Source organism: Parabacteroides gordonii MS-1 = DSM 23371 (assembly GCF_000969825.1).
GTDB lineage: Bacteria > Bacteroidota > Bacteroidia > Bacteroidales > Tannerellaceae > Parabacteroides > Parabacteroides gordonii.
Map to the genome: position 1 here is coordinate 1,239,183 of NZ_KQ033920.1, position 26,008 is coordinate 1,265,190.

Annotated in this window: 27 protein-coding genes; 11 read left to right on the forward strand and 16 right to left on the reverse strand. The window is 40.0% G+C overall.

Features of this window, described 5'->3' with window-relative positions; genetic code table 11:
• Positions 1 to 215: 215 nt before the first annotated feature.
• Genes HMPREF1536_RS22220 through HMPREF1536_RS22255 form a run of 8 tightly spaced genes read left to right on the forward strand, consistent with a single transcriptional unit; the run spans position 216 to position 9,816 of the window.
• Positions 216 to 566, forward strand: a complete 351-nt coding sequence (locus HMPREF1536_RS22220; protein ID WP_005862061.1) for a hypothetical protein — start codon at positions 216 to 218, stop codon at positions 564 to 566.
• Complete coding sequence (locus tag HMPREF1536_RS22225; protein WP_028728132.1) at positions 563 to 1,612, forward strand: DUF4917 family protein; 1,050 nt, start codon at positions 563 to 565, stop codon at positions 1,610 to 1,612. The genes HMPREF1536_RS22220 and HMPREF1536_RS22225 overlap by 4 nt, the downstream gene beginning before the upstream one ends.
• A gap of 27 nt (positions 1,613 to 1,639) precedes the next feature.
• A complete protein-coding gene (locus HMPREF1536_RS22230) occupies positions 1,640 to 2,950 on the forward strand; it encodes a hypothetical protein (protein WP_005862059.1) in 1,311 nt (436 codons plus the stop codon).
• Positions 2,920 to 3,585, forward strand: a complete 666-nt coding sequence (locus HMPREF1536_RS22235) for a condensin complex protein MksE (protein ID WP_005862058.1) — start codon at positions 2,920 to 2,922, stop codon at positions 3,583 to 3,585. Before HMPREF1536_RS22230 ends, HMPREF1536_RS22235 begins: the two co-directional genes overlap by 31 nt.
• Positions 3,578 to 6,874 (forward strand): dihydrolipoyllysine-residue succinyltransferase component of 2-oxoglutarate dehydrogenase complex, encoded by a 3,297-nt coding sequence (locus tag HMPREF1536_RS22240; RefSeq protein WP_025866445.1) that lies wholly within the window; start codon positions 3,578 to 3,580, stop codon positions 6,872 to 6,874. The genes HMPREF1536_RS22235 and HMPREF1536_RS22240 overlap by 8 nt, the downstream gene beginning before the upstream one ends.
• Positions 6,871 to 7,857: a hypothetical protein gene (locus tag HMPREF1536_RS22245; protein ID WP_008778330.1), complete on the forward strand. Its 987-nt coding sequence runs from the start codon at positions 6,871 to 6,873 to the stop codon at positions 7,855 to 7,857. Before HMPREF1536_RS22240 ends, HMPREF1536_RS22245 begins: the two co-directional genes overlap by 4 nt.
• Positions 7,858 to 7,876: 19 nt before the next feature.
• Complete coding sequence (locus tag HMPREF1536_RS22250; RefSeq protein ID WP_005868436.1) at positions 7,877 to 9,370, forward strand: LA2681 family HEPN domain-containing protein; 1,494 nt, start codon at positions 7,877 to 7,879, stop codon at positions 9,368 to 9,370.
• A gap of 8 nt (positions 9,371 to 9,378) precedes the next feature.
• Positions 9,379 to 9,816: a hypothetical protein gene (locus HMPREF1536_RS22255; RefSeq protein ID WP_223382230.1), complete on the forward strand. Its 438-nt coding sequence runs from the start codon at positions 9,379 to 9,381 to the stop codon at positions 9,814 to 9,816.
• Between the two features lie 185 nt (positions 9,817 to 10,001).
• Here HMPREF1536_RS22255 and HMPREF1536_RS22260 read toward each other — a convergent pair whose 3' ends face one another.
• From HMPREF1536_RS22260 to HMPREF1536_RS22335, 16 genes are all read right to left on the reverse strand, one after another.
• A complete protein-coding gene (locus HMPREF1536_RS22260) occupies positions 10,002 to 10,937 on the reverse strand; it encodes a DUF5712 family protein (protein WP_005868432.1) in 936 nt (311 codons plus the stop codon).
• A 6-nt stretch (positions 10,938 to 10,943) separates the two neighbouring features.
• Positions 10,944 to 11,528 (reverse strand): BfmA/BtgA family mobilization protein, encoded by a 585-nt coding sequence (locus HMPREF1536_RS22265; RefSeq protein WP_028728133.1) that lies wholly within the window; start codon positions 11,526 to 11,528, stop codon positions 10,944 to 10,946.
• 255 nt (positions 11,529 to 11,783) lie between these two features.
• The gene (locus HMPREF1536_RS22270) at positions 11,784 to 12,134 is read right to left on the reverse strand and encodes a helix-turn-helix domain-containing protein (RefSeq protein ID WP_005868427.1); all 351 of its coding nucleotides are present in this window, start codon (positions 12,132 to 12,134) and stop codon (positions 11,784 to 11,786) included.
• Positions 12,135 to 12,263: 129 nt separating this feature from the next.
• The gene (locus HMPREF1536_RS22275; protein ID WP_008778329.1) at positions 12,264 to 12,647 is read right to left on the reverse strand and encodes an RteC domain-containing protein; all 384 of its coding nucleotides are present in this window, start codon (positions 12,645 to 12,647) and stop codon (positions 12,264 to 12,266) included.
• Positions 12,637 to 12,876 (reverse strand): hypothetical protein, encoded by a 240-nt coding sequence (locus HMPREF1536_RS22280; protein ID WP_002560578.1) that lies wholly within the window; start codon positions 12,874 to 12,876, stop codon positions 12,637 to 12,639. Before HMPREF1536_RS22280 ends, HMPREF1536_RS22275 begins: the two co-directional genes overlap by 11 nt.
• A 118-nt stretch (positions 12,877 to 12,994) precedes the next feature.
• Entirely contained in the window at positions 12,995 to 14,794 is a 1,800-nt protein-coding gene (locus HMPREF1536_RS22285) for an ABC transporter ATP-binding protein (protein WP_005868423.1), read from the reverse strand.
• Between the two features lie 4 nt (positions 14,795 to 14,798).
• Positions 14,799 to 16,619, reverse strand: coding sequence for an ABC transporter ATP-binding protein (locus HMPREF1536_RS22290; RefSeq protein WP_309296717.1), 1,821 nt, complete (start codon positions 16,617 to 16,619; stop codon positions 14,799 to 14,801).
• On the reverse strand, positions 16,573 to 17,136 hold the full coding sequence (locus HMPREF1536_RS22295) for a methyltransferase family protein (protein WP_005868419.1): 564 nt from the start codon (positions 17,134 to 17,136) through the stop codon (positions 16,573 to 16,575). The genes HMPREF1536_RS22290 and HMPREF1536_RS22295 overlap by 47 nt, the downstream gene beginning before the upstream one ends.
• Before the next feature lie 158 nt (positions 17,137 to 17,294).
• The gene (locus HMPREF1536_RS22300) at positions 17,295 to 18,536 is read right to left on the reverse strand and encodes a YncE family protein (protein WP_013611617.1); all 1,242 of its coding nucleotides are present in this window, start codon (positions 18,534 to 18,536) and stop codon (positions 17,295 to 17,297) included.
• 48 nt (positions 18,537 to 18,584) lie between these two features.
• Positions 18,585 to 20,924: a TonB-dependent receptor gene (locus tag HMPREF1536_RS22305; RefSeq protein ID WP_005868415.1), complete on the reverse strand. Its 2,340-nt coding sequence runs from the start codon at positions 20,922 to 20,924 to the stop codon at positions 18,585 to 18,587.
• 29 nt (positions 20,925 to 20,953) lie between these two features.
• The gene (locus tag HMPREF1536_RS22310; RefSeq protein ID WP_005868413.1) at positions 20,954 to 21,229 is read right to left on the reverse strand and encodes a hypothetical protein; all 276 of its coding nucleotides are present in this window, start codon (positions 21,227 to 21,229) and stop codon (positions 20,954 to 20,956) included.
• Between the two features lie 48 nt (positions 21,230 to 21,277).
• A complete protein-coding gene (locus tag HMPREF1536_RS22315; protein ID WP_008778327.1) occupies positions 21,278 to 21,562 on the reverse strand; it encodes a DUF1858 domain-containing protein in 285 nt (94 codons plus the stop codon).
• The gene (locus HMPREF1536_RS22320; protein ID WP_005868409.1) at positions 21,514 to 22,167 is read right to left on the reverse strand and encodes a class I SAM-dependent methyltransferase; all 654 of its coding nucleotides are present in this window, start codon (positions 22,165 to 22,167) and stop codon (positions 21,514 to 21,516) included. The genes HMPREF1536_RS22315 and HMPREF1536_RS22320 overlap by 49 nt, the downstream gene beginning before the upstream one ends.
• A gap of 190 nt (positions 22,168 to 22,357) precedes the next feature.
• Positions 22,358 to 23,173, reverse strand: coding sequence for a zinc transporter ZupT (zupT, locus tag HMPREF1536_RS22325; RefSeq protein WP_005868405.1), 816 nt, complete (start codon positions 23,171 to 23,173; stop codon positions 22,358 to 22,360).
• A 144-nt stretch (positions 23,174 to 23,317) separates the two neighbouring features.
• Positions 23,318 to 23,521, reverse strand: a complete 204-nt coding sequence (locus HMPREF1536_RS22330; RefSeq protein ID WP_005868403.1) for a hypothetical protein — start codon at positions 23,519 to 23,521, stop codon at positions 23,318 to 23,320.
• Between the two features lie 250 nt (positions 23,522 to 23,771).
• Positions 23,772 to 24,398: a TetR/AcrR family transcriptional regulator gene (locus HMPREF1536_RS22335; protein WP_002560569.1), complete on the reverse strand. Its 627-nt coding sequence runs from the start codon at positions 24,396 to 24,398 to the stop codon at positions 23,772 to 23,774.
• A 577-nt stretch (positions 24,399 to 24,975) separates the two neighbouring features.
• Between HMPREF1536_RS22335 and HMPREF1536_RS22340 the strand changes: the two genes are divergently transcribed.
• The 3 genes from HMPREF1536_RS22340 (at position 24,976) to HMPREF1536_RS22350 (ending at position 25,944) form a co-directional block, all read left to right on the forward strand.
• Positions 24,976 to 25,290 (forward strand): helix-turn-helix domain-containing protein, encoded by a 315-nt coding sequence (locus tag HMPREF1536_RS22340; RefSeq protein ID WP_005868400.1) that lies wholly within the window; start codon positions 24,976 to 24,978, stop codon positions 25,288 to 25,290.
• Positions 25,277 to 25,570 carry a DUF3876 domain-containing protein gene (locus HMPREF1536_RS22345; protein ID WP_005868398.1) on the forward strand — a complete coding sequence of 98 codons (294 nt, stop codon included), beginning with the start codon at positions 25,277 to 25,279 and terminating at the stop codon, positions 25,568 to 25,570. Before HMPREF1536_RS22340 ends, HMPREF1536_RS22345 begins: the two co-directional genes overlap by 14 nt.
• Positions 25,571 to 25,650: 80 nt before the next feature.
• Positions 25,651 to 25,944 carry a helix-turn-helix domain-containing protein gene (locus tag HMPREF1536_RS22350; protein ID WP_005868396.1) on the forward strand — a complete coding sequence of 98 codons (294 nt, stop codon included), beginning with the start codon at positions 25,651 to 25,653 and terminating at the stop codon, positions 25,942 to 25,944.
• Positions 25,945 to 26,008 lie beyond the last annotated feature (64 nt).

Genomic DNA, 26,008 nt, shown 5'->3' on the forward strand with positions numbered 1-26,008 from the left:
TGCAACTGCTGAAGTAGTGGTAACAGAGATGTCATAAGCAACTTTATTCGAATAAAAACAGCTTGTTTATTGTGAATGGTGAAGCAAAACAACTAATTCCTAGTATTAATACCATAGATTTCATTCTTAAAATGAAAAAGTTAGTGACAATGTTAAAAGATTTGCTAACTTTGCCATTAACGAAAGTTTGAAGTAGAAATCTTAAAGAAAATATCATGATAAAGATTAAGTTAGCAGATAGCATTATTAAAAGTCACCTTGTGGACAGCAAGGGCAATTCTTATTGTTCAATTCCTATTAGTGTAGATAAGAAGTTAAATGTTGAAGGGTTATTTGACAAGCTTGTTGCCATAGACCCAAAACTTAAAAGTTATGACCAATCTACCAGTCCTTACTATACTATATTTGTGAATGTCCCCATAGATATGGAATTAGAAGCAAAGGAAGCTAATTCCCAAGTTGGAGAAAATACATATGAAATCATGTGGGGCTTACCTCAGGATATTATTTTGAGTAAATTGCCTTGTTTTGTTCCCAAACATCATTGGAAAAAAGTTGAAGTATGAAAGTTGAAGAACTTCAAACCTATCAAGAGGTTGTTCAATCCCTACGCAAAAAAGGAAGGGCTAAGCATTTGCTGTTGGGAAATGGATTCAGTATGGCTTATGATGCCAAAATATTCTCATATAATGCGCTTAGTGCATTTATAGAAAACTCGGAAGATGAATTATTGAAACAGCTATTCAACAGCATAAATACAAAGAACTTTGAGATAATCATGCAGCAATTAGACCTTTTCGCTAATGTTACTCAAGTTTTCAATGCAGACAAAGAACTGATTGATAAAATCAAGCATACAAGTGAAACCCTGAAAAATAGCTTGATTGATGCTGTTAAAGCAATGCACCCTGAACATGTGTTTAAGATACCTGAAGAAAAAAATGCCGCTTGCTGTACTTTTTTAGAAGATTACTTAGTTAATGACGGATATGTTTTTTCGTCGAATTATGACTTGCTTCTTTATTGGGTATTAATGCGCAACACTTGTAAAAATGCAGGAGATGGCTTTGGAAGAGAAGTCGAAAACCCATTAGGAGATGAGTATGTTCCGGATTATGAACCGGAATATTCTGAACTTCGTTGGGGTAAAAATAAGGATAGCCAATCCGTATTTTATTTGCATGGTGCGCTTCCTCTATTTGATACAGGAATAGATATAATCAAAGAAGAATATAACGGTGACTACTTATTAGATAACATTAAAGCAAGAATGGAAAAGAAAGAATATCCCATTTTTGTGACAGCAGGCAATGCAAATGAAAAACTTACGCACATTATGCATAACAAATACCTGTCGTTTTGCTTTGATAAGTTTTCTTCGATAAAAGGCTCATTAATAACATTTGGTTTCAACTTTGGCGACAATGATACACATATCATAGAAGCCATAAACATCGCGGCTAATCAAGGGAAGAAGGCACAAGACAAATTATGGAGTGTGTATATCGGTGTATACTCAGATGCCGATTTGATGCATATTGAGAAAATAAAAACTAAATTTAAATGTAAGGTTAATCTTTATAATGCTAAAACAACCAATGTTTGGCAATAAGGTTAACTTTTTTGTATTGTTAAAGTTATGTCCTTATTCAATCTATACAATGAAATAGAAAAAGAATATGAAAATCTTATTCCTCTTAAGCAGGAAGGATTGGTGCTGTTTCATCTGTATCAGAAACAAAAGGACGGAGACATTGGGAAAGAGTTTTCAGAAGAAGAAATCATCAAATCGTTGAGGGAGATCCGATATGATTTGAAAACCAATCAGAAAATACAGTTTAATAATATAGTCAAGTATTTTCAAAAGTATTTTTTATGGCGCGATGAAAAGAATCGGCTATACCGTCTCAAACCTTTTACCAAAAAGTGGTGCAAACTGATTGAAAATATTCTTGAAGAGACATTCAATCCCACTCAGCTACAAAAAGAGTTTTTATACCTTTCTAACACCTTTAGCGAACAATCCTTCACAGAGTGGTACTCTACTACATTCGAAAGCTATAGCCAAAGAGTAGATACACAAATTAATACCCTATATATCCAAATTGACCGATTAGTCATTGATTTCAGACGACAGATATCAAATGAGCATGCTTACGATTTGAATGCTTTAAAATCAATAGTTAACACATTGGAAGATATTCGTTCCAAAACAGAAGAGTTGAATAATGCCTTTAGTGGAGCGCACGATATTCAAAACAAGCTATTGAAGAGTAATATCATTACAGAAGATATTCTTCTGAACAGACAACGGGCAAATGTGCTATCCTTCTTTCAGGAAGTTCGAGGTAATCTGAAAATCATCAGCAAGCGTATAGACAGCGTTAAACCTCGACTAAATGAATATATCAGAAATATCAATAGGCACGATTTCTACATTCGGTTCAAACGCTTCTTTAATCAACTACTTGAAAAAAGCACTTTGGAAAAAGGCAAAATCCGTTTCCCTGATGGCATACCAAGTATCCCGATACGTTATACTCAGCAACCAAGGTTTATTATCGTTAAAGAAAATTTTGATGGAGCTTCCCTTAGTCGGTTCAAAACAGCGAAATCAAAAATTCCCGTAACCAACGCCACTGAAACAGAGAATCGCTTTTTATTGGAAAAAGAAAGGATTGAAATTCAAAAAAGGATTAACCTTTATATGCTTGATTTGGAAAATCGACTAAAAGCATATCAAGAAGTTGATTTTTCTGCTTTCTTTTATGAAGTGCTCAAAAAAGAAAATGGGAATATCCGTATTTGTGTGAAGTTAGCTCACAAAACCATGTCTAAATATTACCGTGACATTAATTCATTCGGGATATCTATTTCAACTGAAATAGTTGGCATCCCCGAATATCCAATGATAAAAATATGGAAGACGATTATTTACAAGAAAATGTAGGCTATGCATTTTTAACGACACAAGAAGCAATATCAATATTTGCAGATGTCGATTATGCTTTGAAAAGTGGAAAACATATTCAAAAATGTCCTTCACAGGGTAAGCAGTTTGCTTTTGTCGGAAAATATTACGACAAACTAAAATCTTATTATGACAATTTGTTTGATATCCATTTGAATCGTGAGGGCGAAGGTGATTTAGAATACTTTTTCATTGATTTCTTCAAAGATGGAAACGGATACTACCAACGGGGTAATATTCCTGTAGAAAATCGTGAATATCTTGCGGAATCGCATCTAATCATAGCCTTTCTATTAATTCGCATGTATGTTCTTGAACCAAGAGCAGAAAGCCGTATACTAATCCAAGATTTTAAAGTACAAGTATTGTCGGAGTATGAAGAATATAAACCGCACTTATTACGGCTATTTGCAAAATCGGAAGATACAGAAGAAACGGATTATGAGCTAAAATCTATTGAAGATGAGATGGACAAAGCGCTTAAAAAATTCAACGATTTATGTTGGATTATGATAGACAAAAGCACGGAAACTTTTGAAATCATGCCGTCTCTCAATCGTTTACTGAATATGTTTGAAAACTACATCATCAATACACCGATTAGCAATGAGTAATAAAAAATTTCCTCGTATATATAGCCTTTCAACAGTAGGCATTCGTAATCATTATAATTCAGATTATCGTTTTCATCCGTTTCGGACAGATTTTGCAGGTGACAGCGGTGTCGGAAAATCTATTATTGCAGATGTGTTACAACTGATATTAGTCGGAGAAAGGGAATTTAAATCTGCCACAGATTCAAGTTCAGAGCGGGAAGCAAGAAAGTTAATCATTGAACGATATGGATATGTATTTCTAAACATTGCAATAGATACGGACAAATTTATTGTCATCGGGATGTACATATCAACTACTTCCATTGACCCTTTTATTATTCAAGCAAATATAGGATTAGACGTATTTGAGCCTCTTTCTTCACCTCTTATATCAAAAGATTTTATGTTGGGTGACGAGATTATAGATATAACTAATCTTCCTGAAAGGATGAAAGAAAATAAACAGGCTTATGCTGCAAAACTGTCTTTGAATAAATATCATGAATTACTTGAACAAAACAAAATCCTTCCCATTGACCTGAAGACAGAAGGAAACTTAAAGAATTTTGCACAAATCATTCGCGCATTTTCTCGTGGTAAAGGATTTAAAAACAATTCGAAATGGTTGAAAGAGTTTTTCCTTAATGACGATAGGGAAAATATCATCAAAGTTCGTTTTGACGAACAACTTGCAGATATAGCACAAGAATTAAGAGACCACAAAGAAAATAAAGACACATTAGAAAAAGTGCGAATCAAATACGAAAAGTTCAAACGTCTTTTCGATTTAAAACAAGCACGGGATGCAGCACAGGAAGACTATTTGAAAACAAAAACCATATTTCATTATCAAAACAAGAATACGGCAGAAGAAAAATGTATTCAGCTTCAGTATGACATAAAAAGTATCAATCATAAAGTAGCCAATTCCTTTTTGCGTTTATTTTCAGCAGAAGCTGAGGAGCAACGGAAAAACGTAAATCTTTTAGCAGATAAATTATCCATCATTGAAAATGCTCAAGAAAATATAACAGCGTATCTGACTAAAGAGTCCGTTGCATTTCAGAAATACCCCAAACTCGACGAACAGTACATTCAAGTGCAAAAAGTAGAAAAATTACTTGATGCTTATAAAACATGCGAAAAATTACGAGATAGGCACTCAAAACAATTGAGTGAGAAGGCTGAAAAGGAACACTTGAAAAATTTGGGTGATGAATTGATGAAGCAAAAGTTATATGAAGAATGGACAAAATCTCCTTGGGCGAGAGGAGCAGTTGATGGCTCTGCTTTTTACAAGAAGAGAACAGAAGAAATCAACACCGAAATAAAGAGACTTACTACTTTAAAGGACTTTTCAGATGTCACCAATACTAAATCTTTAGCATATTGGACAATACAGAACAAACCATCATTATCACATGAGGAAGAAAGTGTCTTGTTCAACTTAGATATGATACTTATTGAGAAACCTGCAAGTATTGAAAAGAATACACAATATATACCAAATCCGGAAACTTTTTTTGGCAACTTGGAAATCGGGGAAAAAGAAAGCAATCCGAATGGTTTTTGGGTTGATTGGGGCAGCATTAGGAGATTTGTACCTTACATACCCGAACGATTTTTCACAACGAAGAATAGTGACGAAATTACGGGATACTTCAACGAAAAATACAAAGATGCAGCAGAAATCATCAATTCATTAAGAGAAGAGAAAGAAACTATAGAGGCTATGCAAAAAGTGGCGTCTAAACATGGCGAGAATGCAGTTAACGCTTTTGTTCGTAGAGATGAAATATCAGCATATATCATTGATGAAAATTTAGATATTACTGCCACACAATTAGATGAATTGTTGAAAGTCCATTTTAATGGAGAAGACATTAAGCAAACCAAATCGGAACTTGATGCTGCCAAAATCCTGAAAATAAAGGGAGAAACGGAGCAAGAGCAAGTAAAAAAAGATATACAACAAGCCTGCCAAATAGAATTCTCAAAGAATTTCTCTTTTCTTGAAGTTCAAACCGCTATCAGACAACTTCAAGAAAAAGCAAACAGACTGCTTATATATAAACAAAATAGAGCAACTCGATTTCGACAATTATTTTCAACTTATATACAAATCCCTGAGGATTTAGATACGACAAGCATATTAAATCTTCGCTCAGAACTAAATGATAATCTAAAGAAAAAACACAGTTGCAAAGAAGAAATAAAAGTTCTGAAAACTAAGATTCAAGAAGAAGACAGCCTTTATCATCAGGCAAAGTTAGATTATCAAGCACAGTCAGACCAACAGATAAACTTAAAAATTAATATTGTAGCCAAACCCGAAGAAAAAGAACAATTATTCTATTCAGCAAGGAATGCTTATAAGCAAGCATATGATGATATTGTTATCGAGTTTTTAAGCGAAAAAATGTATCAACGATTCATGGGGTCTGAAGATTATTTGGCATTAACAAGGGAAGTTGTTAATGAGATTCCCGCAAAACAATTGACGTCAAATGAGACAGATGCTTTACAGCAAATGTTAGACTTTCTCAAACAGTTAAATGACACACATATCCATATCGGAAATCGGAAACTGAATTTGCTCAAGGAAATTTTTCAGGATGTTAGAGATGCTGTCAGCGATTATGTTGCAAAAATGTATGAGATTGGAGCCTATTTTAAAGGCTCGGATAAAGAAATATCACAAGGATTTAAGTTAAGTCTTACTTGTCCGTTTTCTTTAATTTATCCAATCGATTGGATTGATATGTTTTTGGAAAAGCTTAATGATTCGATAAAACAAGAAAGCATTCATCAAGATTTATTTGCAGCATTAAGAGAAAAAATTGATATTCCTGACATGATGGCTACAGCTTTTGAAAAATGTGGTGGATTCAAGAATGCGAAAATAGAAGACTTATTAAATCCCAAGAACTATTTTGATATAAAATTCGAAATGGAGTCGGATGATGGAGAAAAGAATGTCGGGAGCGCAGGTCAGACCTATGCCGTTACTGCCATGTTATGCGTTGCCCGTCTTTCCTTAGTTGAGAAAAAAGAAAAGGGGAGACAACACAGTGGATTACGTTTTATGCCTATTGACGAGGCTGAAGGAATTGGTAGTAATTTCGATTTACTTGAACGAATTGCCGAAGCCAAAGATTATCAGCTAATATCAATGTCAATCAATCCCCTTGATGATTTCAGGGACGGTGAACAATATTTATACATCCTCAACGGCAGTAAAAAGCGGAAAGAACGAGTGAGTACTTTTGCTATATTTAGTAATGCCGATGAAATTCAGAAGATATGATAAATAAACAATTAACATGGCCTGAGTTTAAAGCGCTGTATCAATTATACCACGAACGCAAAACCAATTTGAAAGTACAGGAACGCCCATACTTCAAATATCTAAAACGAGAAGGGTATATTAAGAAGAAAATCGGTTCAACTAAAACCATAGAGCCATACAGTAAATTCGACGATGAATATGAGCGGGAAAATATAGAAGGTCTATTTCACAAGTATTATTCCTTTCTGTCGGAAAATCAGATTTTGACGCCCCACACTCCATTTTCGGAATTTGAAATCAAGAGCCTAATGAACATCAAGCAATGTGAGAATGTCTTGGTCGATAGTGGGCAAACACTATTATCCGAAATGCGAAGTAAAATAGAGGCAGGAAAAGACGGACGAAAAGGAATTTCAAAATCGTTCTTCAAATCGGCCAAACATATTGAAAAGGGTTCTGCATTGGAAGATGCTGTGTTAAAAATAATAGGGATAGATAAGTTTCCCCAGAACGAAGGTCAGTGGATTTATCGTGTTCCATGCAAAAATCCAACATGTATAATCCTATGTGAAAATCGTTATTTTCTTACCCTTGACATTGCCCCAAAAAGGAATGTTGAATTATGGCACGTTGGCGGCAATAATACCTTGCCGATTGAAAATTTACCGAAAATTGAATATCCGATATATTACCTGTGTGATTGGGACTTGATGGGATTACAAATTTATGAGCGGATTTATCATCGGGTTGAAATGATTAAGGACAAAGCCTCTTCGTTACAACTTCTAAATCCCAACGGTAAACCCGAACGAATCAAAGATACAGAAGATTATCACCGTAGCGAATGGGATAAAACTACAGAATTATCATCATTAACCGCTAACCTATATTCTTCTGAACAACTGGCAATACTACAAAACCTCATAAAAACTGATGAGTGGATTGAGGAAGAAGGGAACGATATAGGTCGAATAATCGACGAGATAGGAAAAGTAAAATAACATAAATCTACAAATAAACATGAATATAACCCCTACTAATATAAATACATATTCGCCTAATGAGATACTAAATAATTTTGCCAATATTTTTGAGAAATCCAGAAGTATAAATGACCTTGTATCTATAAAAAACGGTTTAAATCTATCTGTGGACGTGGATTTGCAGCGTTTCAATGATGAGCAAAAAAGTACATTTCATTATTTTTTGGCAAATGGTTGGAGTTATGTATTACAACTAAAATATCTAAACTCTTACGAAGTTCCCATTAGTTCCAAAGAGTTTGAAAAACAAGTATATCATTTACGTTGTGCTTTGCAACTCATTGGCAAAAGAGAAGATATTAATGTTTGTCAAATCCTAACTAATCTGGGATGTGCTTTTGACCATATCGGGCGTTTCTCAGAAGCGCAGGACTATTTCAATAAAGCACTTTTGATAAATCCCAATTTTGGCATGGCTTTGGGGAATAAGGGTTTTGGATTATACCGATATGCAAGGGAAGTTTTTGACGGGGTACATCAATTTATATTTTTGCAATATGCCCGAAAGCATTTACTGGAAGCATGTGATAAAAAAGATGTTTACGAAGAAGCCCGTTCAGGGTTTAATAGTTTGGCGGAACACATTGCCACAAGGTATCCATTAAAAGACTTGAATGATTTCAAGCAATATGACGATTTCTTTCATGGATTATCAACGGATGAAATTGACTATAGACAGTGGTGCATTGATAATGTATTATTTCTAAATCCACTAAATGATGTTATAGCCCAAAATGTTGTTGCACACGATATTCTGCATACTCCAACAATGGTCTTGAAAAGAGAAGAAAAACCAATATGCCAATCGATGTATAATCAAATGAAGCAGGAATTTGTTTCAGCAAGGTTTCTGTTCTATGAAGGCGTAAATACTGACAAACCTCATTATTCAGACAGAGATGTTGTCCTTTATACTGCTTTTGATTGTCCGGTCTATGCCATTTCCATTGAAAAAATAAAAATATCCTTTCGCGTTTGCTATTCTATTTTTGATAAGATAGCCTATCTTATGAATATATATTTAAACTTGGGAATTGATAAAAATCGAGTTTCTTTTAGAAATATATGGCATAAAAGAGGAAATAGGAATAATCCGATAAATGAGGAAATGTTTACCTCTCAAAATTTGGCTTTGCAGGGCTTATTTTGGTTGAGCAAGGATTTGGACGAAGGAGTAGATTCACCAATAGAACCGGAAGCGAAGGAAATAGCGATAATGAGAAATTTTATGGAGCATAAATCATTTAAAATTGTTGAAGGGAAAAATATTTGTTGGAACGAATCACCGGAAACATATGAAATTGAAAGGCTTGATTTTTATGATAAAGCATTTAAAATTCTGAAACTTACGAGGTCTGCATTAATCTATCTTTCATCTCTTATTTACGAAGAAGAAAGCTCCCGAAAGCCTTTAGAGGGTTTAACCAAAACAATAGATATGCCGATAATAAACGATAATTCTAAGATATAATGAATAATATGGATAATCTTGATGGAGATAAAATAATCGAAGAAGCGGAGAAGTCTTTGGAACGCCTTTCACGTAAAATAGAACAATTGGAATACGATTCCAAAAGATATGTGTTAAAATATTTCGATAGGTTGCATGATAAGTTGTTCATGTTCAATACAATTTTTATTACAGGATATTTTGCTTTATGTCAGATAAATAAAGAATTTAATAGTCTGATATTGTTGTTGCCATTTTGTTCTCTTTCAATGCTGATTTATATTGAGCATTTTATGAAAGAAATCGCTCGCAAGCAGTCATACGGTATGTTTGAAGTAAATTTATCTGAGCATTTAAATAAAGCAGAAAAGAAATATGGTCAGGTCACCATATTGTCGTTACTTATTATAATTGTTTCAGCCATAGAACTGTTGTACACAATATATATTTGCATCTTTAGATTTTAGTATCAAAAATAAACTGTATTAATAAAAGCGGCTATGCCGCCGTTAAACTGGCAAAAGTTATTCTCGGACAATCGGTTATTCTCGCGGGGCTTCCGCCCTCCAAAACGGGCAGGGAAGCCATGAGCGGGAAATAACCGAAGTTGGACGGGAAATAACTTTTGGCACAATATAAATCTAATATTTTATCAGCTTAATCTTGGTCTCCGTTTCTTCTTTTTCTTGGGTTTCAGCGGTTGTTGCTCATCCATTGGATTGACATCCGCAGCCGATGGAAGTATGGAAAATAAAGAAGATAAACCGCTTTCATCTGTTTGCGTATTGGTTGGAATATTTGAAAACGTTTTTACATTTTTATTTATTTGTGTTTTTATATTTTCATCTGTTTGAACATAGACAATTTTTTTCTTTTCACCAGCAAAATCTTGTTCGGGGGCTTTCAGTTCCCGTTCCTGCATCCATAGTTTATCCGTGACAGTGCCGTTCTTCATAGTGTTGCAGTATTCAAAAGTTTCGGGTAGTTGCCGATTATAACCGAATAGATTATCAAAACCTTTCTCCACGTTCTCAAATAAGGCGATACGGTCAAAACCGCCTGTAATAACGCCTTTTTGGGTGTTTCGATGATTGGTAAGCGGGCTTATCTTGACTTTGTTCGATTGGTCTTTACGGCTCACAATCAAATGGCAGTGTATATTCAGACGGTTGTCGGAACAGTTTCGGTCGAAATGGATTTTGCCGTAAAATTTGATGTTTTCGGCTGATAATCCTTTATTGAAATTCTTGGCATATTCGGGAATGAACACTTCGCGGATATACCGCTTCATGGCTTCGGCTTGTTCCTGTTCCGTGCTTCCCATCGCTTGCAGTTCCTTTTCGGACGGGCTGACGTGAACGGCGTAAAACTTGGCATCAGTCTTTAAGAGTTGCCCGATATTCCCGTCAATGTCTTTAATCACATGGGATTTATAGACATTATCATCCGTAAGGTTGAAAAAGCCTTCGGTATAGATTCCCTGCTCCATCCGTTGCAAATCTTCATGCTCGCAATAGTTGGCTAACTGTCGGCTGCTGCCTGCATTGTTATACACTCCGTTGGACGGTGGCGGGAAATCGATGTTCATTGTTTGCTATTCGTTTATCAGGTTCGTTATCTCGGCTTTCAGGCTCTCTTTGCGCTTGCCGTCCATCACTCCGCAAGCTGCCAACTCCGCATAAAGGCTAATCAACTTCAAAAGTTTTGCATTGTCTTTTTTCTGCGTCTCTTTTAACGCGCCGATATGTTTACCCTGACTGTTTATCACGTCGGCATGTTCGCCGAATTTGTCACTGATTCTTTGCAGCACGGCATTGTGTTTCTCTTGGTTCTTCTCCAACTGCGAAAGAACAAGTGTTTCCAATGCTTTCACAATACTATCGAAGCGGACGGCTATCGAATTGGTCGCCCGTATCATCGGGTTAAGTTCCTTTTCCTCGTAGTTACGGATAAAACGTATAATAGCATCCTGCCGTTTGTTGATTTTGGCAAGTTCGGCTTTGACCGATTCGGGGGCATCGGCGGGATTGATATTTGCCTTGTCGATATACCGAAAAGCCAGTTTCACTACTTCCGCCTTTTTCAGCGAATAGTGTTTACATATCTTTTCTACTAAGCCGCCCGTTTCCTTGTCTATGGAAACGGTGGTGAATATGGTTTTCCTGCTGTTATTTTGCATGAGTAATTACAATTTTATAGAAATTCGCTCTATTAATCACCTGATAATAAGCAATAAACTAAAATTGATTATTACAGGTGTCATTACAGCGGTTTCACTTAAACCGCTAAAGCCGAAGGCTTTGCCCCGCAGGGCAAGAAGGAAGAACAGGACTTGTCCAGTTCCCTCTTGCTTCATTTAGCGAAACGAGCCGAGCCACAAGGTGAGGCCGTTTCTGCTAAATGGGGAGCGATAGCTTTTCATCAGGCGGTAATATTACCCACCTTGGTTTGCCTCAGTTTGCTTATCGAGTTGGTTTTCCTTTTTGAACCGTTCGTATGTTTTACAGTCGGCATTTTCTTGAATAAATACCCGAATATCAGCAGCACGATAATAGGTTTTATGACTTATCATAAAGTAAGGAAGTTTGCCACTTGCCCGATAGCGTTGCAGGGTTCGGAAAGATACTTTCAGCAGGAAAGCTAAATCCTGATTATCCAATATCTTGTCGCTAGGATCTAATATCTTGTCGGTATTGATAAGGGATTTTAGGTCTTGTCCGATTTCGGAGAGCTTTTTTGATAGCCGTTCCATCCACTTGTCGAAGTTTTCGTTGTCTATATACATTTTGCTTCATTTTTAAGTTTAACATTATTGGTTTCAATCGATTGATGAAGCAAAGTTCGGCAAATGGATGAAAATAAGTTAGGGGTGTACCACTGGTACACCCCTATAAATAGTTGTTAAATAGTTGATTTATAGATAGCCTTTCTTTTTGCTTTCTTCATTAATGGCTTTACGAAGCGTATCTAAAAATTCGGTTATTTTTGATGGTTTACGACTAACGACACTTTCATGCTTCTTATGCACATCGCCCAATTTAATATTGAAAAGGTATTCAAAGGCTCTTCCGATTTCTGTAAGTGGTGCTTCTGTACCACTGCGCGTTACCACTCTTTTAGATAGGAACAATCCACTAACTATCTCCATAATCTCAATAAGATAGGTTTCGTCTGTAAGGTAGAGCGGCGAGAGTGGAAGTTTATTCTTCCGGTTTTGGAATTGAACCGGATATTTAATTTGCATATTGAGTATGCGGATTTCCGTATTTACAAGTCCTATCGCTTCATCAATAAGCAATGACAAGGCGTTTTTCCCCCTGCTCAAATTGTACTCGATACGACTTGAGCCTGTTTAGTCCAAAAGAGAAGTAACGTAATAATACAGCGTAGTCCTGTTCCTTTATAGCAATACTTACTAAGTGATTGGCAAGTTCTTGCAATGCGGCCGTAAAATCATTTACGGCAAACTCTTTCTGTGAGTGTTCCGATAATAGTCGGAAAAATCTCAAATCTGATAAGTCTTTCATAATTAATACATTTACATATTGATAAATTGCGTTGCTTTGCTGAGGATTGCGTTGATACAATTCTCCCGTAGCCAGCGGTTTGAATGAGTTTTTTCATACCGGTTATATTTTGTTGTATTTATAATTTACGGTTATTTTTTCCACCAATCGTCCACCTCTTTGCTCGGTTGTAGGTTTCCCACATACGAGCGTATTCTCCTTTAAGAGCAAGTAGCTGCTCATGTGTTCCCTGCTCGGCTATCACACCCTTATCTACATACAGAATTCGGTCGGCATTGGTGATTGTAGACAATCGGTGAGCGATGACCAATACCGTCTTTCCTTTGATGAGATGAGAGAATGCTGCCAGAATCTTACCTTCGTTTTCGGGGTCGGCAAAGGCGGTGGCTTCGTCCAGCAAGATAATAGGGGAGTCTTTTAATATGGCGCGAGCCAAGGCTATGCGTTGTGCTTCACCACCAGAGAGGTAGATGCCTCCTTCGCCTACCAATGTCTGATAACCATTGGGCAAGGATTCTATAAACTCATGGCATTGAGCGGCACAGGCAGCCCGTGCCACTTCCTCAAAGGTTGCAGTCTTGTTACCCATACGGATATTCTCCTCGATGGTATCGAAGAAGAGCATATTATCCTGAAAGACAAAAGCGACGTTGTCCATCAACACCGAAGTGGGAATCTCTTTGACTGGCACTCCTCCTATTAAGATTTCTCCGCTTTGAACGTCCCAAAAGCGGGCGGCAAGCATAGCAACGGTACTTTTACCGGCTCCCGAAGGACCGACTAATGCAGTTATCGTACCGGGATGGGAGATGAAAGATATCGCTTTGAGTATCGGCGTGGTGTCGTAGGCAAAAGAGACGTTGCGAAATTCCACTGAAGCGTCTTTGGGGTGTCGGGGAATGTCAGGCTCTTCGATTTCGTCCATATAGAGAATGTCATCAATCTTCTGTACACCCATGTTGTTCTGATTCAGAAAGCTGCCTATCCACAAGAGTTTAAGCACGGGAAAGAAAACAGCCACGCCGAAAAACAGGAACATGAGTAGCACCGGCACGAAAGTGGCATACGAGGCACTCCCCACAAACAGCCACACTGCCACGGGAATGATGAAGAGCAGTGCCGAAGAGAGTATGGTAAGGAAACCTACATATGTGGGTTGGTATTGTACGTTTACCTCGTTGGCAAATTTGCGGTACTCCTTGATGTCGTCATTGAGTTTGCGATAGGCATTAGTCGATTCGGTGAAGGTCTTCACCACCTGAATACCGCGAATATATTCCACAATACTAGCATTCATTCTGCCTAAGGTCTCCACATACCGTTTGGAAACCTCCCGGATTTTTTTGCCGGTGTACATTCTTCCCATCACATAGAATGCCATCGCCAGCACAGCCAATACTACGATAGCCAACCGCCAGTCTACGGCAAACATATAGCTGACGAGAATCAGCGGAAAAAGTAGGGCAGTTACGATGTCAGGGATATGGTGGGCAATAAACAGTTCGATGCGCTCCACGTCGTCGCTCATTATTTTCTTCAGTTCTCCCGAAGCCCGGCGGGAAAAGAACCCCAAGGGCAAACGAACCATTTTTTGTACTAGCTGCATTCGTATTTCATACAGAATGTTGAAAGCGGCAATGTGCGAGAGCATGAGGGAAGCAAACGTGAGCACTCCGAAAGCGAAGAAAGCTCCCAAGGCGATATAGCTCCACAGCCAGATGTATGCCTTGTCAATTAATGAGGGATCAAGCGCATGCTCTGCCAACTCGATGAGAATATTGTACACCGCTATGATCGGCACAAACTGCACGATGGCGGTGATAACTGCCAACAACATCGCCCCGATGAGCAGCCGACGTTTAGTGCCGGCTATTTCTATCAACCGTGCCAGCCCGGTCTTGCGTTTATTTGTATCCATAGCCTTACTGTTTATTCGATTGTTTGAACTTCCATCCTTTTACCCGTTGTTGTTCCTCCCAAAGATTGCGATACAGTCCTTCCTCTGCCAAAAGAGCTTGATGCTTGCCTTGCTGCACCACCCGTCCTTGGTCTATCACTACAATATTATTGGCACCTATCACCGTGCCCAAGCGATGAGCGATGATGACTACAGTCTTTTCTTTCACCAAGTCGTTGATAGCATCTTGGATGTGAACCTCGTTTTCGGGATCGAGCGAAGCGGTTGCCTCGTCAAGCAACACGATGGGCGCATCTTTCAAAATGGCACGGGCAATAGAGATACGCTGTTTCTCTCCACCGGATAGTGTGCTACCTCCTTCACCCACCATCGTTTCGTAGCCATCAGGCATAGCGGTGATGAAGTTGTGGCATTGCGCCTTGCGTGCGGCAACTTCTATCTCTTCGCGGGTAGCTGTCTCACGTCCCACGCGGATGTTGTTATAAATGGTATCGTTGAAGAGATACACATCCTGAAAGACGATGGAAACTTGTTGCATCAGTGTATGCACGGTGTAGTCTTTGATGTTTCGTCCGCCAAATAGGATTTCCCCCTCGCTTACATCCCAGAAACGGGCAATGAGTCGTGTCAATGTCGTTTTGCCCGAACCCGATGGTCCCACAAAAGCGGTCAGTTCCTTTTCGGGAATGGTAAGCGATACATCCCGAAGTACGGGAATATCGGCATTATAGCTGAAGCTGACGTGACGGAACTCTATCTCTGAGTTGACAACATCTTCTATTATACCCTCCGGAAGTACGGGCGTTTTGCAAAGAGCATCAATGCGTTCGGCTCCCAGCTTCATGTAGTTGATGAGGGCGATAAAGGTCAAGGCGTTGATGAGTGGGGCATAGATAGCCGATCCTGCCAGCAGGAACATGATGTAAACGGGCATGGAGACTTTGGCATTTAACAACATCGAGAAGCCAAGTAGCATAATAAGAACCAGGCCGCCATTGAGCAGAGTGGAAGCCAGCGTGATGCTGGGTGCGGGAGCCGCTTCCAAACGGATGCTCTCCCGCTTTAGATCACGGAAAGCTCGTTCCAAGCGTTCAAACTTATTGCCGCTCAGGTTGAAAGCCTTAATCAGGCGGATACCTTGTATATACTCGATCATGCGCGAAGCGGCATTGGTCTTTATTTTTTGATGCCTCTTGCCCAAGGTTGCCACAAAGTGATTGGTGAGCCACATCATGGGGTATGCCAATGGAATGACAGCTGCTGCCGCCAAAGCTAATTGCCAGTTGAAGAATGAGAGCGAAACCAAAGCGACGATGGGCATCGCCAGCCCGCCAAAGAACTGACCGATAAGGTGAGTAGTGAGCATCTCCACGTTGTTATAGTCGCTGACAATGTATGCCCCGATGTCGCCGGGATCACGACTATTGAAGAAACTCATCGGCAGTTGGCGCAGGTGATTGACCACTTCCAAACGACCATCGCAACAAATGTCGTAGCCGTCTTTATAGGCTACAAGGTATGCCTTTTTGCTAATGAGCCAAAGGCAAACGAGAGAAATTAGGAGCATTAGGCACGCCCAACCTATGTTCACGAGGTTGAGCGGTGTGCCGGGATTTTGCAGAGGTTTGAATACCTCCCACACCACGAGCAGCATTGCCCCATACGGTGCGCCACGAAAAAAGTACTCCGCAACCGTCCAGCCTATCAGCGGACGCAAGCGACGGGGCTGCCCCATCGTGGCGGAATTGAGTATTTGAGAGAGATTGTTCATAAGGTTGCTATTTGAGTAAGAAGTATCTGGGAGTTCTCGCTTTGTACCGCGCATAGTCTTCCCCATAAGTGGTCATGCAGTATCGCTCTTCACCCAAGATAACGCCATGCGTGACGAGGATCAAAGGAATTGTGGCAGGCAGCAACCACAACGATGCCGAGGCAATGCAAACCGCCAATGCTCCCACTTCATAGAAGAAGTACATCGGATTGCGCGACAGGCGGTAAACGCCTCGTACGACAGTTTCTCCTTTAGGCGTAGAGGCATAAGCATGAAAGGCTGCCATAAATCCGACAAGTGCAAAGGCAAACAAGACGCACCCCACCGTGAATAGCGGTGTACCTATGCGGAGAGGGACAAAGAGCGACACCAAAAGCAATGTTCCCTGAAACACAAAGCTTAAAGTGGCGTACCGCTTGTCCTTAGAGGTATACCAAGATGTATCTACGGCACGTTTGCCACCTTCTCGGTAAAGAATCATATACAAAAGTTGTATCAGCACCAATGCAAACGAAGGTATCCATGCATTGAGCCAACCGAAGTGAAATTGAATGAAATCGTTTATTGGCATACGAAATTTTATTTATTGTGTGTGATATTGAAACCCTTGAATAGCCATTTCTGAATGGAGAAACAAGATTAATAAATGTTTGGGCTAAAAAATGAGAGCAAAGGAAAGGCCGATAATTCAACTCTCACCTTTGCCTCTTCTGAGTGATTGATTATTACTTAGTTTTCAAACCAATGGAAATATGCAGGAGCTCCATCTACCTTTACTACGGCATCCGAGCTTGTTTCGCCGGTTGCAGGATTATGCGTATAAAAGCCCACATCATTTCTGCCATTAATAGCAAACACGATAAGATTCTTGTATTTCTCCACTGCTCCTCCAAAGCTTGACGTCATCGGTATCGGAAGTTTTTTTACCGTTTTATTGTAAATATCCATCTCTACACTGATGAGCGATTTATCCGTGAACCAGTTGGGAGATGTTGGGTTTGCCCAATAAGAAGGAATATCCATCGTGGCATACATTTTTCCGTTGCCGGCGTATTGTGATTGAAGCAGCCAAACGGTTTTGCCCGATTCGCCTTCGATTGTTTGATCGTTCAACACCCAATTATAGGTAGGGTCAAATTCGGTTTCGCCTTTCTTGATGCGCAAGATACCGGTCTTGTACTTAGGATTCATGCCGTATGCGCCCGTGCACATCAGATACATATCGCCTTTTTCATCGATAAAGGTTTGTTGCCCATAGGTATAAGCCCCGATACCGATACCACTCGCCTTTTCATAGATGACACGCTCCACCTTGTCCGTTTGAGTGTTGATTACCGCGAGTTCTATCTGAGGTTCGGTAGCCGGTTGGAATGTCATGTCTGTCTGATTCAGTGTTACATACAAACGTCCATTATGCACAAACGGAGATCCAAACATCGGTACGGCCAATCCCGGTGCAGCGTAAGAGGACAGATCAATCTCACCAGTTAGTTCCATCGTTTGAGGGTTGAATATAAATAACTTGCCGATAAGTGATATCAGATAGGCTTTTGTTGCATTAACAAAAGAGATGTGTCTTGGAACAGAATTAAGGGGAATAGGCATGGTTGCCGTTTTGGTGAGTTTAGTTCCCGAACGCCCCCATTTTGTTACTACATTTTCATCACCTTGTGCTCCGAACGCAGGAAAAGTGTACACATCATTACCGTTGCACACTGGCATCATTCCGTAACCGACTTGCACGGCATTTTTGTTTGTCAGTTTCTTGGGAGACACTCCATCTGCTAACTGCATCCAACCTGACCCGGTCTGTCCACCGGGATTCATAAGCATGGTGTAAACAAGTATATCGCCAACTTTTACTTCCGGATCGGTCGTGATTGGTTTCGTTTCCGGGTCTTTGCTACAAGCTGAAAACAGCATAGTGATACTCATTAGGAGGAGTAATACTCCGTTGATTCTCTTTTTCATTTTACTTTTTATTTTATTGTTGAATAATATATTGAATTGTGATTAGCTTTATTTCAGCACGTACCTGATACGTGCGGTAAAGGCTCTGCCGGGAAGCGGGTAATTAAACTCGCTGAACAGGCGGGCATTCGTAAGGTTGGATGCTTTTGCCGAGAAGGTAAGCCCACCGTTCATGATGGAGTATTCTAATCCCAAGTCGAGCTTGAAAGAGCGCGGAATGCGTTTCTCTTGATATTGACTTACTTCGAAATCGAAGAAATACTCTTCTACGAATGAAGCATCGGTAAATAGTCTTACATTCTGACCTTTCCCTCCGAAGAGATTCTCTTTGTGAAACTCTACCCCCGCATTTGCTAAGAAATAGGGAATATTAGGCATACGCAATCCCTTCGACGGATTGAGAACGTTACTCGTTGGTTCGTACTTACGTGTATCGCGAAGGTCTTGAAACGTGGCATTTACATATCCGTAAAGCCAGCGTGTAACATCTGCTTTGACTTCTGCCTCTACACCGAAGGTACGCATCTCACCGAAATTAGTGTATCTGCCCTGCACGAAGTTGCGCGTATAGCGTATCATATCTTGCAGGTAAGAGAAGAATCCGTTTACCTCCACCTGCAACAATCCGGAACCAATCTTTTTATCGTACATCAATCCGATGTTAGCGTTAGTTCCTCTTTCGGGTTTCAAGTCGCCCGAAGGAGCAATAAGGAAGCCGTCGCCAATGAGTTCGGCATCTGTCGGTAGTCGTACATCATAGCTTACGGAGGCTTTCCCCAACAACTCTTTGGTGAAGCGGTAGCGCAAGGCTTCACTTACACCCCAATCGTGCTGCTGCATATCCACTTCTTTGGGTACGGAATTCCAAACATCTCCTATTTTCGTATTCATGGAATAGTAATAATACTTACCCGTCAGCGAGTTGAGGAATTTGTCATTGGGGGATTTATAGTCGTAACCCAAGCCTAATACCCAGCTCGTCATGTGTGAGTCGAAGTTTATCTGTCGCCCCACCGCTTTATCCAACAACGGATCGGAGGGCTTCCCCAATGCCCATTTGAATAATGAGTTGAGGTTGATGGAGTGCCGGTCATTGATGATGTAATTGAGATTGGTCTTATTTCCCACGGTATGCTTACGCATTTTCATGTCAGAGGGTAAAACTCCTATTTCTCCTCCGTAAGCCGAAACAGGCGGATAAGGATTCATATCCCAGTCGTAGCGAAGCCTAGCTGTATCCACAAAGTTGTATTGAGAATAGGCATAGCCCGTGCCGCTACTGAAGTCAAGTCCATTGAGTAGGAAATTGTCTTTCTGTAAATCAATGGCGAAGTTGTAAGCTCCGGCACTACTTTCGGCAGAGCGTATGTTCTCTACCACGCCTTGTATCTGCTTGCTGTTTCGGATAAATTCAAGTTCAAACTCCATCTGATCGAACCACCATTTACGGGCTTTCATCGATATCCCTCCCCCCGATTGGTTGAATTTGTCATGGTCGCGTTTTATGAACTTACCTTTGTTCTGAGGCAATTCCATACGATAGTCATTATCAGAATGGGTGTATAACAACGCTGCCCCCAACTCTATTCCTTGTTTGACCAGATTCCGCTTGAAGACGCTACTTGCTTTATGTGTATTGAAGCTACCGAACGAATACGAAGCATCCAAGTAACGAGGTGGATACTCTTTAATCACGATATTTACAGCACCCCCCACGGCAGATCCACCGAACTTGGCTGGAACCACACCTTTATATATTTCAATGCGGTCAATCATGTCGATGGGTATATCGTTGATGTCGATGAAATCGGAATTATCGTTCATCGGTACTTCGTCTATAAAGAATCCAATACGCTTGCCTTCCAAGCCGCGAACAGAGATACGCGAGGCACTGCCTACTGCTCCCTGCGAACGAATGGTTACGCCTACGGTCTTAGTCAGAATATCTTCTACGCTATTTACTGTACCTTGTAACTGGCTCATACTGTAAACCGTTACCGGCATGGCTTGCTCCCGAATCTTGCGGGCTTCACTTTTGCCCATCACCACCACTTCGTCCAGCGATTTGACTTCGGCTTTCAGGCGGATAATAGTTTTCTTTACATTCTCTTTACTTACGGTTACTTTTTGGACTGCTGTTTGATAGCCCATAAACTTCACGGTGAATGTATAAGTACCGAAAGGAATGTCTGAAAAAGAGAACTCGCCATATTTGTTGGTTACATCGCCCTTTTTCAGTTCCTCAATAAAGAGGGTTGCTCCGGGCAGTGGATCTTCGTCAGTGTTGTCGATGACCACGCCCGCAATCCGCCCCCCACCTGTTTGGGCGGATACACTGATGCTCATGAGCATCAGTATCAATAGAGAAAATAGTACTTTCTGTTTCATTGTTTATTTATATGATTGTTGGTTTCTCCTTAAATGCTGGGATCGGGAGCTTCCGGCGTGGAAACGACTATAGGAGTTGTACCTGAAGAGTTTCCTTCGGTTACTTTTTGTGTAAGTACCTCAACATCCTTAAACTCTATTCTGGCGATCGCCTCTTTGGGGTTGAGTGTCGTTTTGTCAGCAATGAGTTTGGGCACTTCACGTTCTTTCAACATACCCGTAGAACGTAGCACGGGATACCATTTGGCAGCTTCCTTCGGCTTGGAAAGATTTTTGCGGGCTGCTTTGTTATAAAGTATAAGCATAAATCGATATTGTTTTGTGCCCTTTCGGGCAGTTATTAGTAGTAATTTTCAATATTTGAACTGTATATCTTCTCGTTCCATTTCTCCTTTGAGGTATGTGAGAAGAGTCTCCATATCGTCTCCTACTGTAAAGGCAATGCTCTCAATAGTAGTGCAATGCCCCAACGTACAAGTTGATACAGGATTGATTAAAGAAACATAACGACTGTCTCGTTTCACCAGTCGATGAATCAACTGCGGATAGGTAGTCAGAACCCGATGTATCGGGGTATATTTATTGATGCTCATCTGTCTATTGGTTTCATCATCGGTTGTTTTGTCGCTTGCACGCATATTCGTTGCGATTGGCTCTCCGGCGAGATGTCGTAGGTCACATTTATAAATCCCGCTTGTTCCAGCATTCTTTGTATTTCTATGGGTGAGTAAATGCGCAGGTCGATATTCCTCACCCACTTTTCATTGCCTTCCTCGCTGCATGCCTCGTTGCAGATGTAGAACCTTCCTTCGGGTTTCAATACACGCAATACTTCCTTGAAGTTTTCCACTATATCATTCCAAAAGTAGATAGTTTCGAAAGCGGTTACAATATCGAAGCGGTTATCGTCAAAAGGAATGTTTGAAACATTCGCCTCTACTATAGATGCTCGTCCCTGACTGATAGCCGCCTTGTTCTTGCGACTCGCAATGTCCACGCACGTGGGTGAATAATCCATGCCGCAAACTAATCCATGAGTTCGTTTGATGAAATTAGCTACGTTTTGCCCACCGCCACAACCGATATCGAGCACCGTTTCGCCACCGGAAAGTTTTACGAAGTTGTCAATGCACCAAAGAGAAATCCGGTTATGCCCTTGGTTCATCATTTTCACAATGCACCTGCCCATAAAGCTATTCTTGGGTTTGCGGAAGTTTTGAAAGATGTTTTTTATTATGCTCATAATTATTCTTTGTTTTTAAGTCTTTTCTTACTAATATGATATGTCTATTATTTGCTGTGCGCGATACCTAAAAAATATACGCCCGTGAGTATGCTCTTTGTGAGCATCGTGCTCATGACAGTGGTAAGTGTGAGATGTATGCATATCTTTTTCTGTTTTTTATTTATTGTTTCTATATTACTTCTTCTTGCTAACCCAGCATCAGCAGGCTTAGTGCCATGACCGCCATGCCTACCACCAAACCGTAGATGGCATGGTGGTGCTTACCGTATTCTTCAGCTGCGGGTAACAGCTCATCGAGCGAGATAAATACCATGATGCCAGCAATCATGCCGAAGATGATGCCGAACACATTGTCGTCGAGGAACGGAGCCAGCACGAGATAGCCTATGACGGCTCCCACCGGCTCTGCCAATCCAGACAAAAACGAGAACCAAAAGGCTTTCTTGCGGTTGCCTGTAGCGTAAAAAACAGGAACGGATACCGAAATACCCTCCGGTATGTTGTGTATGGCAATGGCGATGGCAATGGGTATGGCAATGTTCACATCCTTTAGGGCAGCAAGAAACGTAACCATACCCTCCGGGAAATTGTGGATAGCCAGCACCAAGGCTGTTACCATGCCAACACGTAGCAATTTGGGCTTCACGTCTAATTGTATTTTCGCTTTTTCACTCATTTCTTCCACCCGGTGCATTTCATGCGGATTCTCGTAGCGAGGAATTAGCTTGTCGATGAGCAATATCAACACGATACCCCCGAAGAAAGAGAGCGTGGCATAAAACGTTCCTTCTGATTTGCCGTGCATCTCCACAAGTGTTTGCACAGAAGAGGTAAACAGTTCGACAAACGATACATAAATCATGACTCCCGCCGAAAAGCCCAGCGATAGAGAAAGAAACGACGTGTTGGTGCGTTTGGCGAAAAAAGCAATGGCACTGCCTATGCCGGTGGATATACCGGCAAACAGTGTCAGAAGAAATGGAACAAATACTTGTTGTGACATGGCTATGACAGATTGGGAGTTAGTACTTCAAAAGAGAACGAAAATCTATTTTGTTCAAAAACAAAGCGAGTCGCTCTTTGCAGGCGACTCGCTTGATACGATGAATTATTATTATTAAAAATGGGATGTTTCATACATCTGTTACTAAGTTAAGTCTGGAAAATCAGTCTCTGGACGTTCAATATCGATGCATTCTTTTTTAATTCTAATAGTCTCTTTGTTCAAAGCCTCTCTGGGCAGAGCGGATTTTCTGCTTTGTGTTACCCACGATTCCTCGCAGAGGAAAAGTCCGTTTACTCCTTGCACAAGCGTTATTTCGCCGTTACAGATGATGTTGGTGATACTCATATATTGATTGTTTTTAGTTGTTCTACCGAAGTGGTGCGGTATTTAGCCTCCTGCACCAAGCGAAATCCTGCTTGACAAGACCTGCCGCATCTGCCCATGCAAGCAACGGGTGTCGGGTCGAACAGAAGATGGCTAAAGTGCTTCTTTTCCGAATCGAATACGAAAGAAATCCGATTGTCCACAATTGTACAACCGCTTCCACAAGGGTTGCATTGTAGGCAGGAGGATGTGTGGATGTTTCTATTTGTTTTCATCTTTCTATTTTTACATTCATGAGCCTTTTCCAGCCTCCTGTGCTAAAGCGGATATACTCACCAATAAAACATTCAATTTCTTCACTGGAAAGCTCTTCATGTTGCACCACCTCTTTCATCATATTAACCCACCATGAGCAGGTGAAGTGCATAAAGAATAGAGAAATATCGGTATGCAGATCAGGGTAGAGCTTTTTCATACCTTCCATATATTCTATACCCATTACTGTACTTCTTTTAATCCATTGTTCCCAATAATCATTGAAACGAGAGTCTTGGATAGATGAAAAAAGTAACTTAAATTCTTCACGATACCGTCTTACGATGTTCATTACCTCCTTCATGGATGAGCGATGATATTCTTCGGAGGTAAAGACATCCAAAGAAAAGGCCTCCGGGCGATTATGATCTTCCAGCATACTGTTCATCGCCTCCAAAAGCGGATGCAACACGTCAGCCAACAAATCGTCCTTACAAGGATAATAATTGTAGATGTTGCTCAGACCGATACCCGACAATTTGGATATTTCACGCATAGACACAGCCTTAAAGCCCTTCTTGAAAAAGGCTCTCCTTGCTGTTTCCAACAATAATTTATGTGTATATTCTTTTGTTGTTTGCATAGGTCAGAACGTAGTTCCTGTTATTAGAATACAAAGTACGTTGTATTTCAAAAATAAAACAATCCATACAAATGGGTATTTTCTATAAAACAATCCCTATTTGTAGGGATACAAAAAAGGGTATGTAACTATCAGCAGAGCCACTTCACGCCAAACCATAGTCATAAGTACGTGTATTGCCTCTACTGTATCCTCTTGTTATTCTTATTCTGACCTCTTTCCATGGCTATTGTTAATACGCAGGTTATAAATCATGTGTAAAAACTACTTTAATCTTTTCATGATTCCCATTTTAGTAATGATTAATCGAATATGCTAAAAATGTATCATATAAAACTTCTCTTTTCTGTCATTCTACCTTTTATCTATTTAGCTTGTCGCCATTAATTAACTCGGATTCATTTTGATAGTTGTGCCGCAAGAGTATTATGACTAATAAATTATTCATGTGTCATTTTGCCATAAACAGTCTTTTTATACCACTCTCGGACAGTTTAGAAAACGGCTCTTGATTCTTCTTTCATTTGCCGATGAAAATAGAATCAACACGTTTTATTAACCATTAAAAATTAAATGTATGGAAGTAGTAACCATCGAAAAAAGAACATTTTCGTATGTCTGCGAGAGCTTCACGGAGTTTGCCAAACGGATAGAGAGTTTGTGCAGCAGTCATACTCAAAAAGTAGAAAACTGGCTGGATAGTCAGGAAGTGTGCCTGTTGTTAGGCTTGAGCAAGCGAACGCTGCAATATTACCGAAGTAGTGGGCGACTGGCTTATTCTCAAATAGGGAGCAAGATTTATTATAAGTCTTCCGATATTGAAAGAATTATTGCGGACAGTGAAACACAAAATCAGTCACCCAAACAAATCAAGCCTTATGAAAAGAACTAAAGAATATTATCCGTCCTTCAACTTGTTTTCCATTGTCGGCACATGGGAAAGTGTTAATCTGAATCCTACGGTTATCATCTATCGGAACGACAAAGAGTATCTTCTTTCTATTATATATGTATCGGAAACCACCAAACAGGCTTCACCCTCTACTTATGAAATACAGAAAGACGGTAGCCAGTATTTTATTGCTCCTGCTCCTAAACGGATTTACATAGATTATGATCCAGCGAAAGATGTGCTAAACCTTTCGTCATTGGGTGACTATCTGCGTAACTAATCAATCGACCAGTTAATCTCTAACTGATTCGCTATCTAGCCATCTTAAAATCAATATTTCAATAAAACAATCTTTCAATCATGGAATTAATAAATAAAGATACACCACAAGTCAAAGAATTTATTTCTTCGCTCGACTCAATGCTAAGCGGTATTGAATCAATTGTCAAGCACTATAAGCCCCACCTGAACGGAGAACGTTTTCTTTCCAATCATGAGGTTTCTAAAAAACTGAATGTCAGCCTGCGAACCCTGCAAGAATGGCGAGATACAGGCTTAATCCCCTTTATCCAGATAAAAGGTAAAATCATCTATCGGCAAAGTGATATTGATAAACTGCTCCAAAAGCATTATTTTGAAAGTTGGAAAGAATAATCTGCCACTCACAAAAACATTGTTTTTCGGAATTTAATTTGAATCATTGACTTTTCCAGTGAAG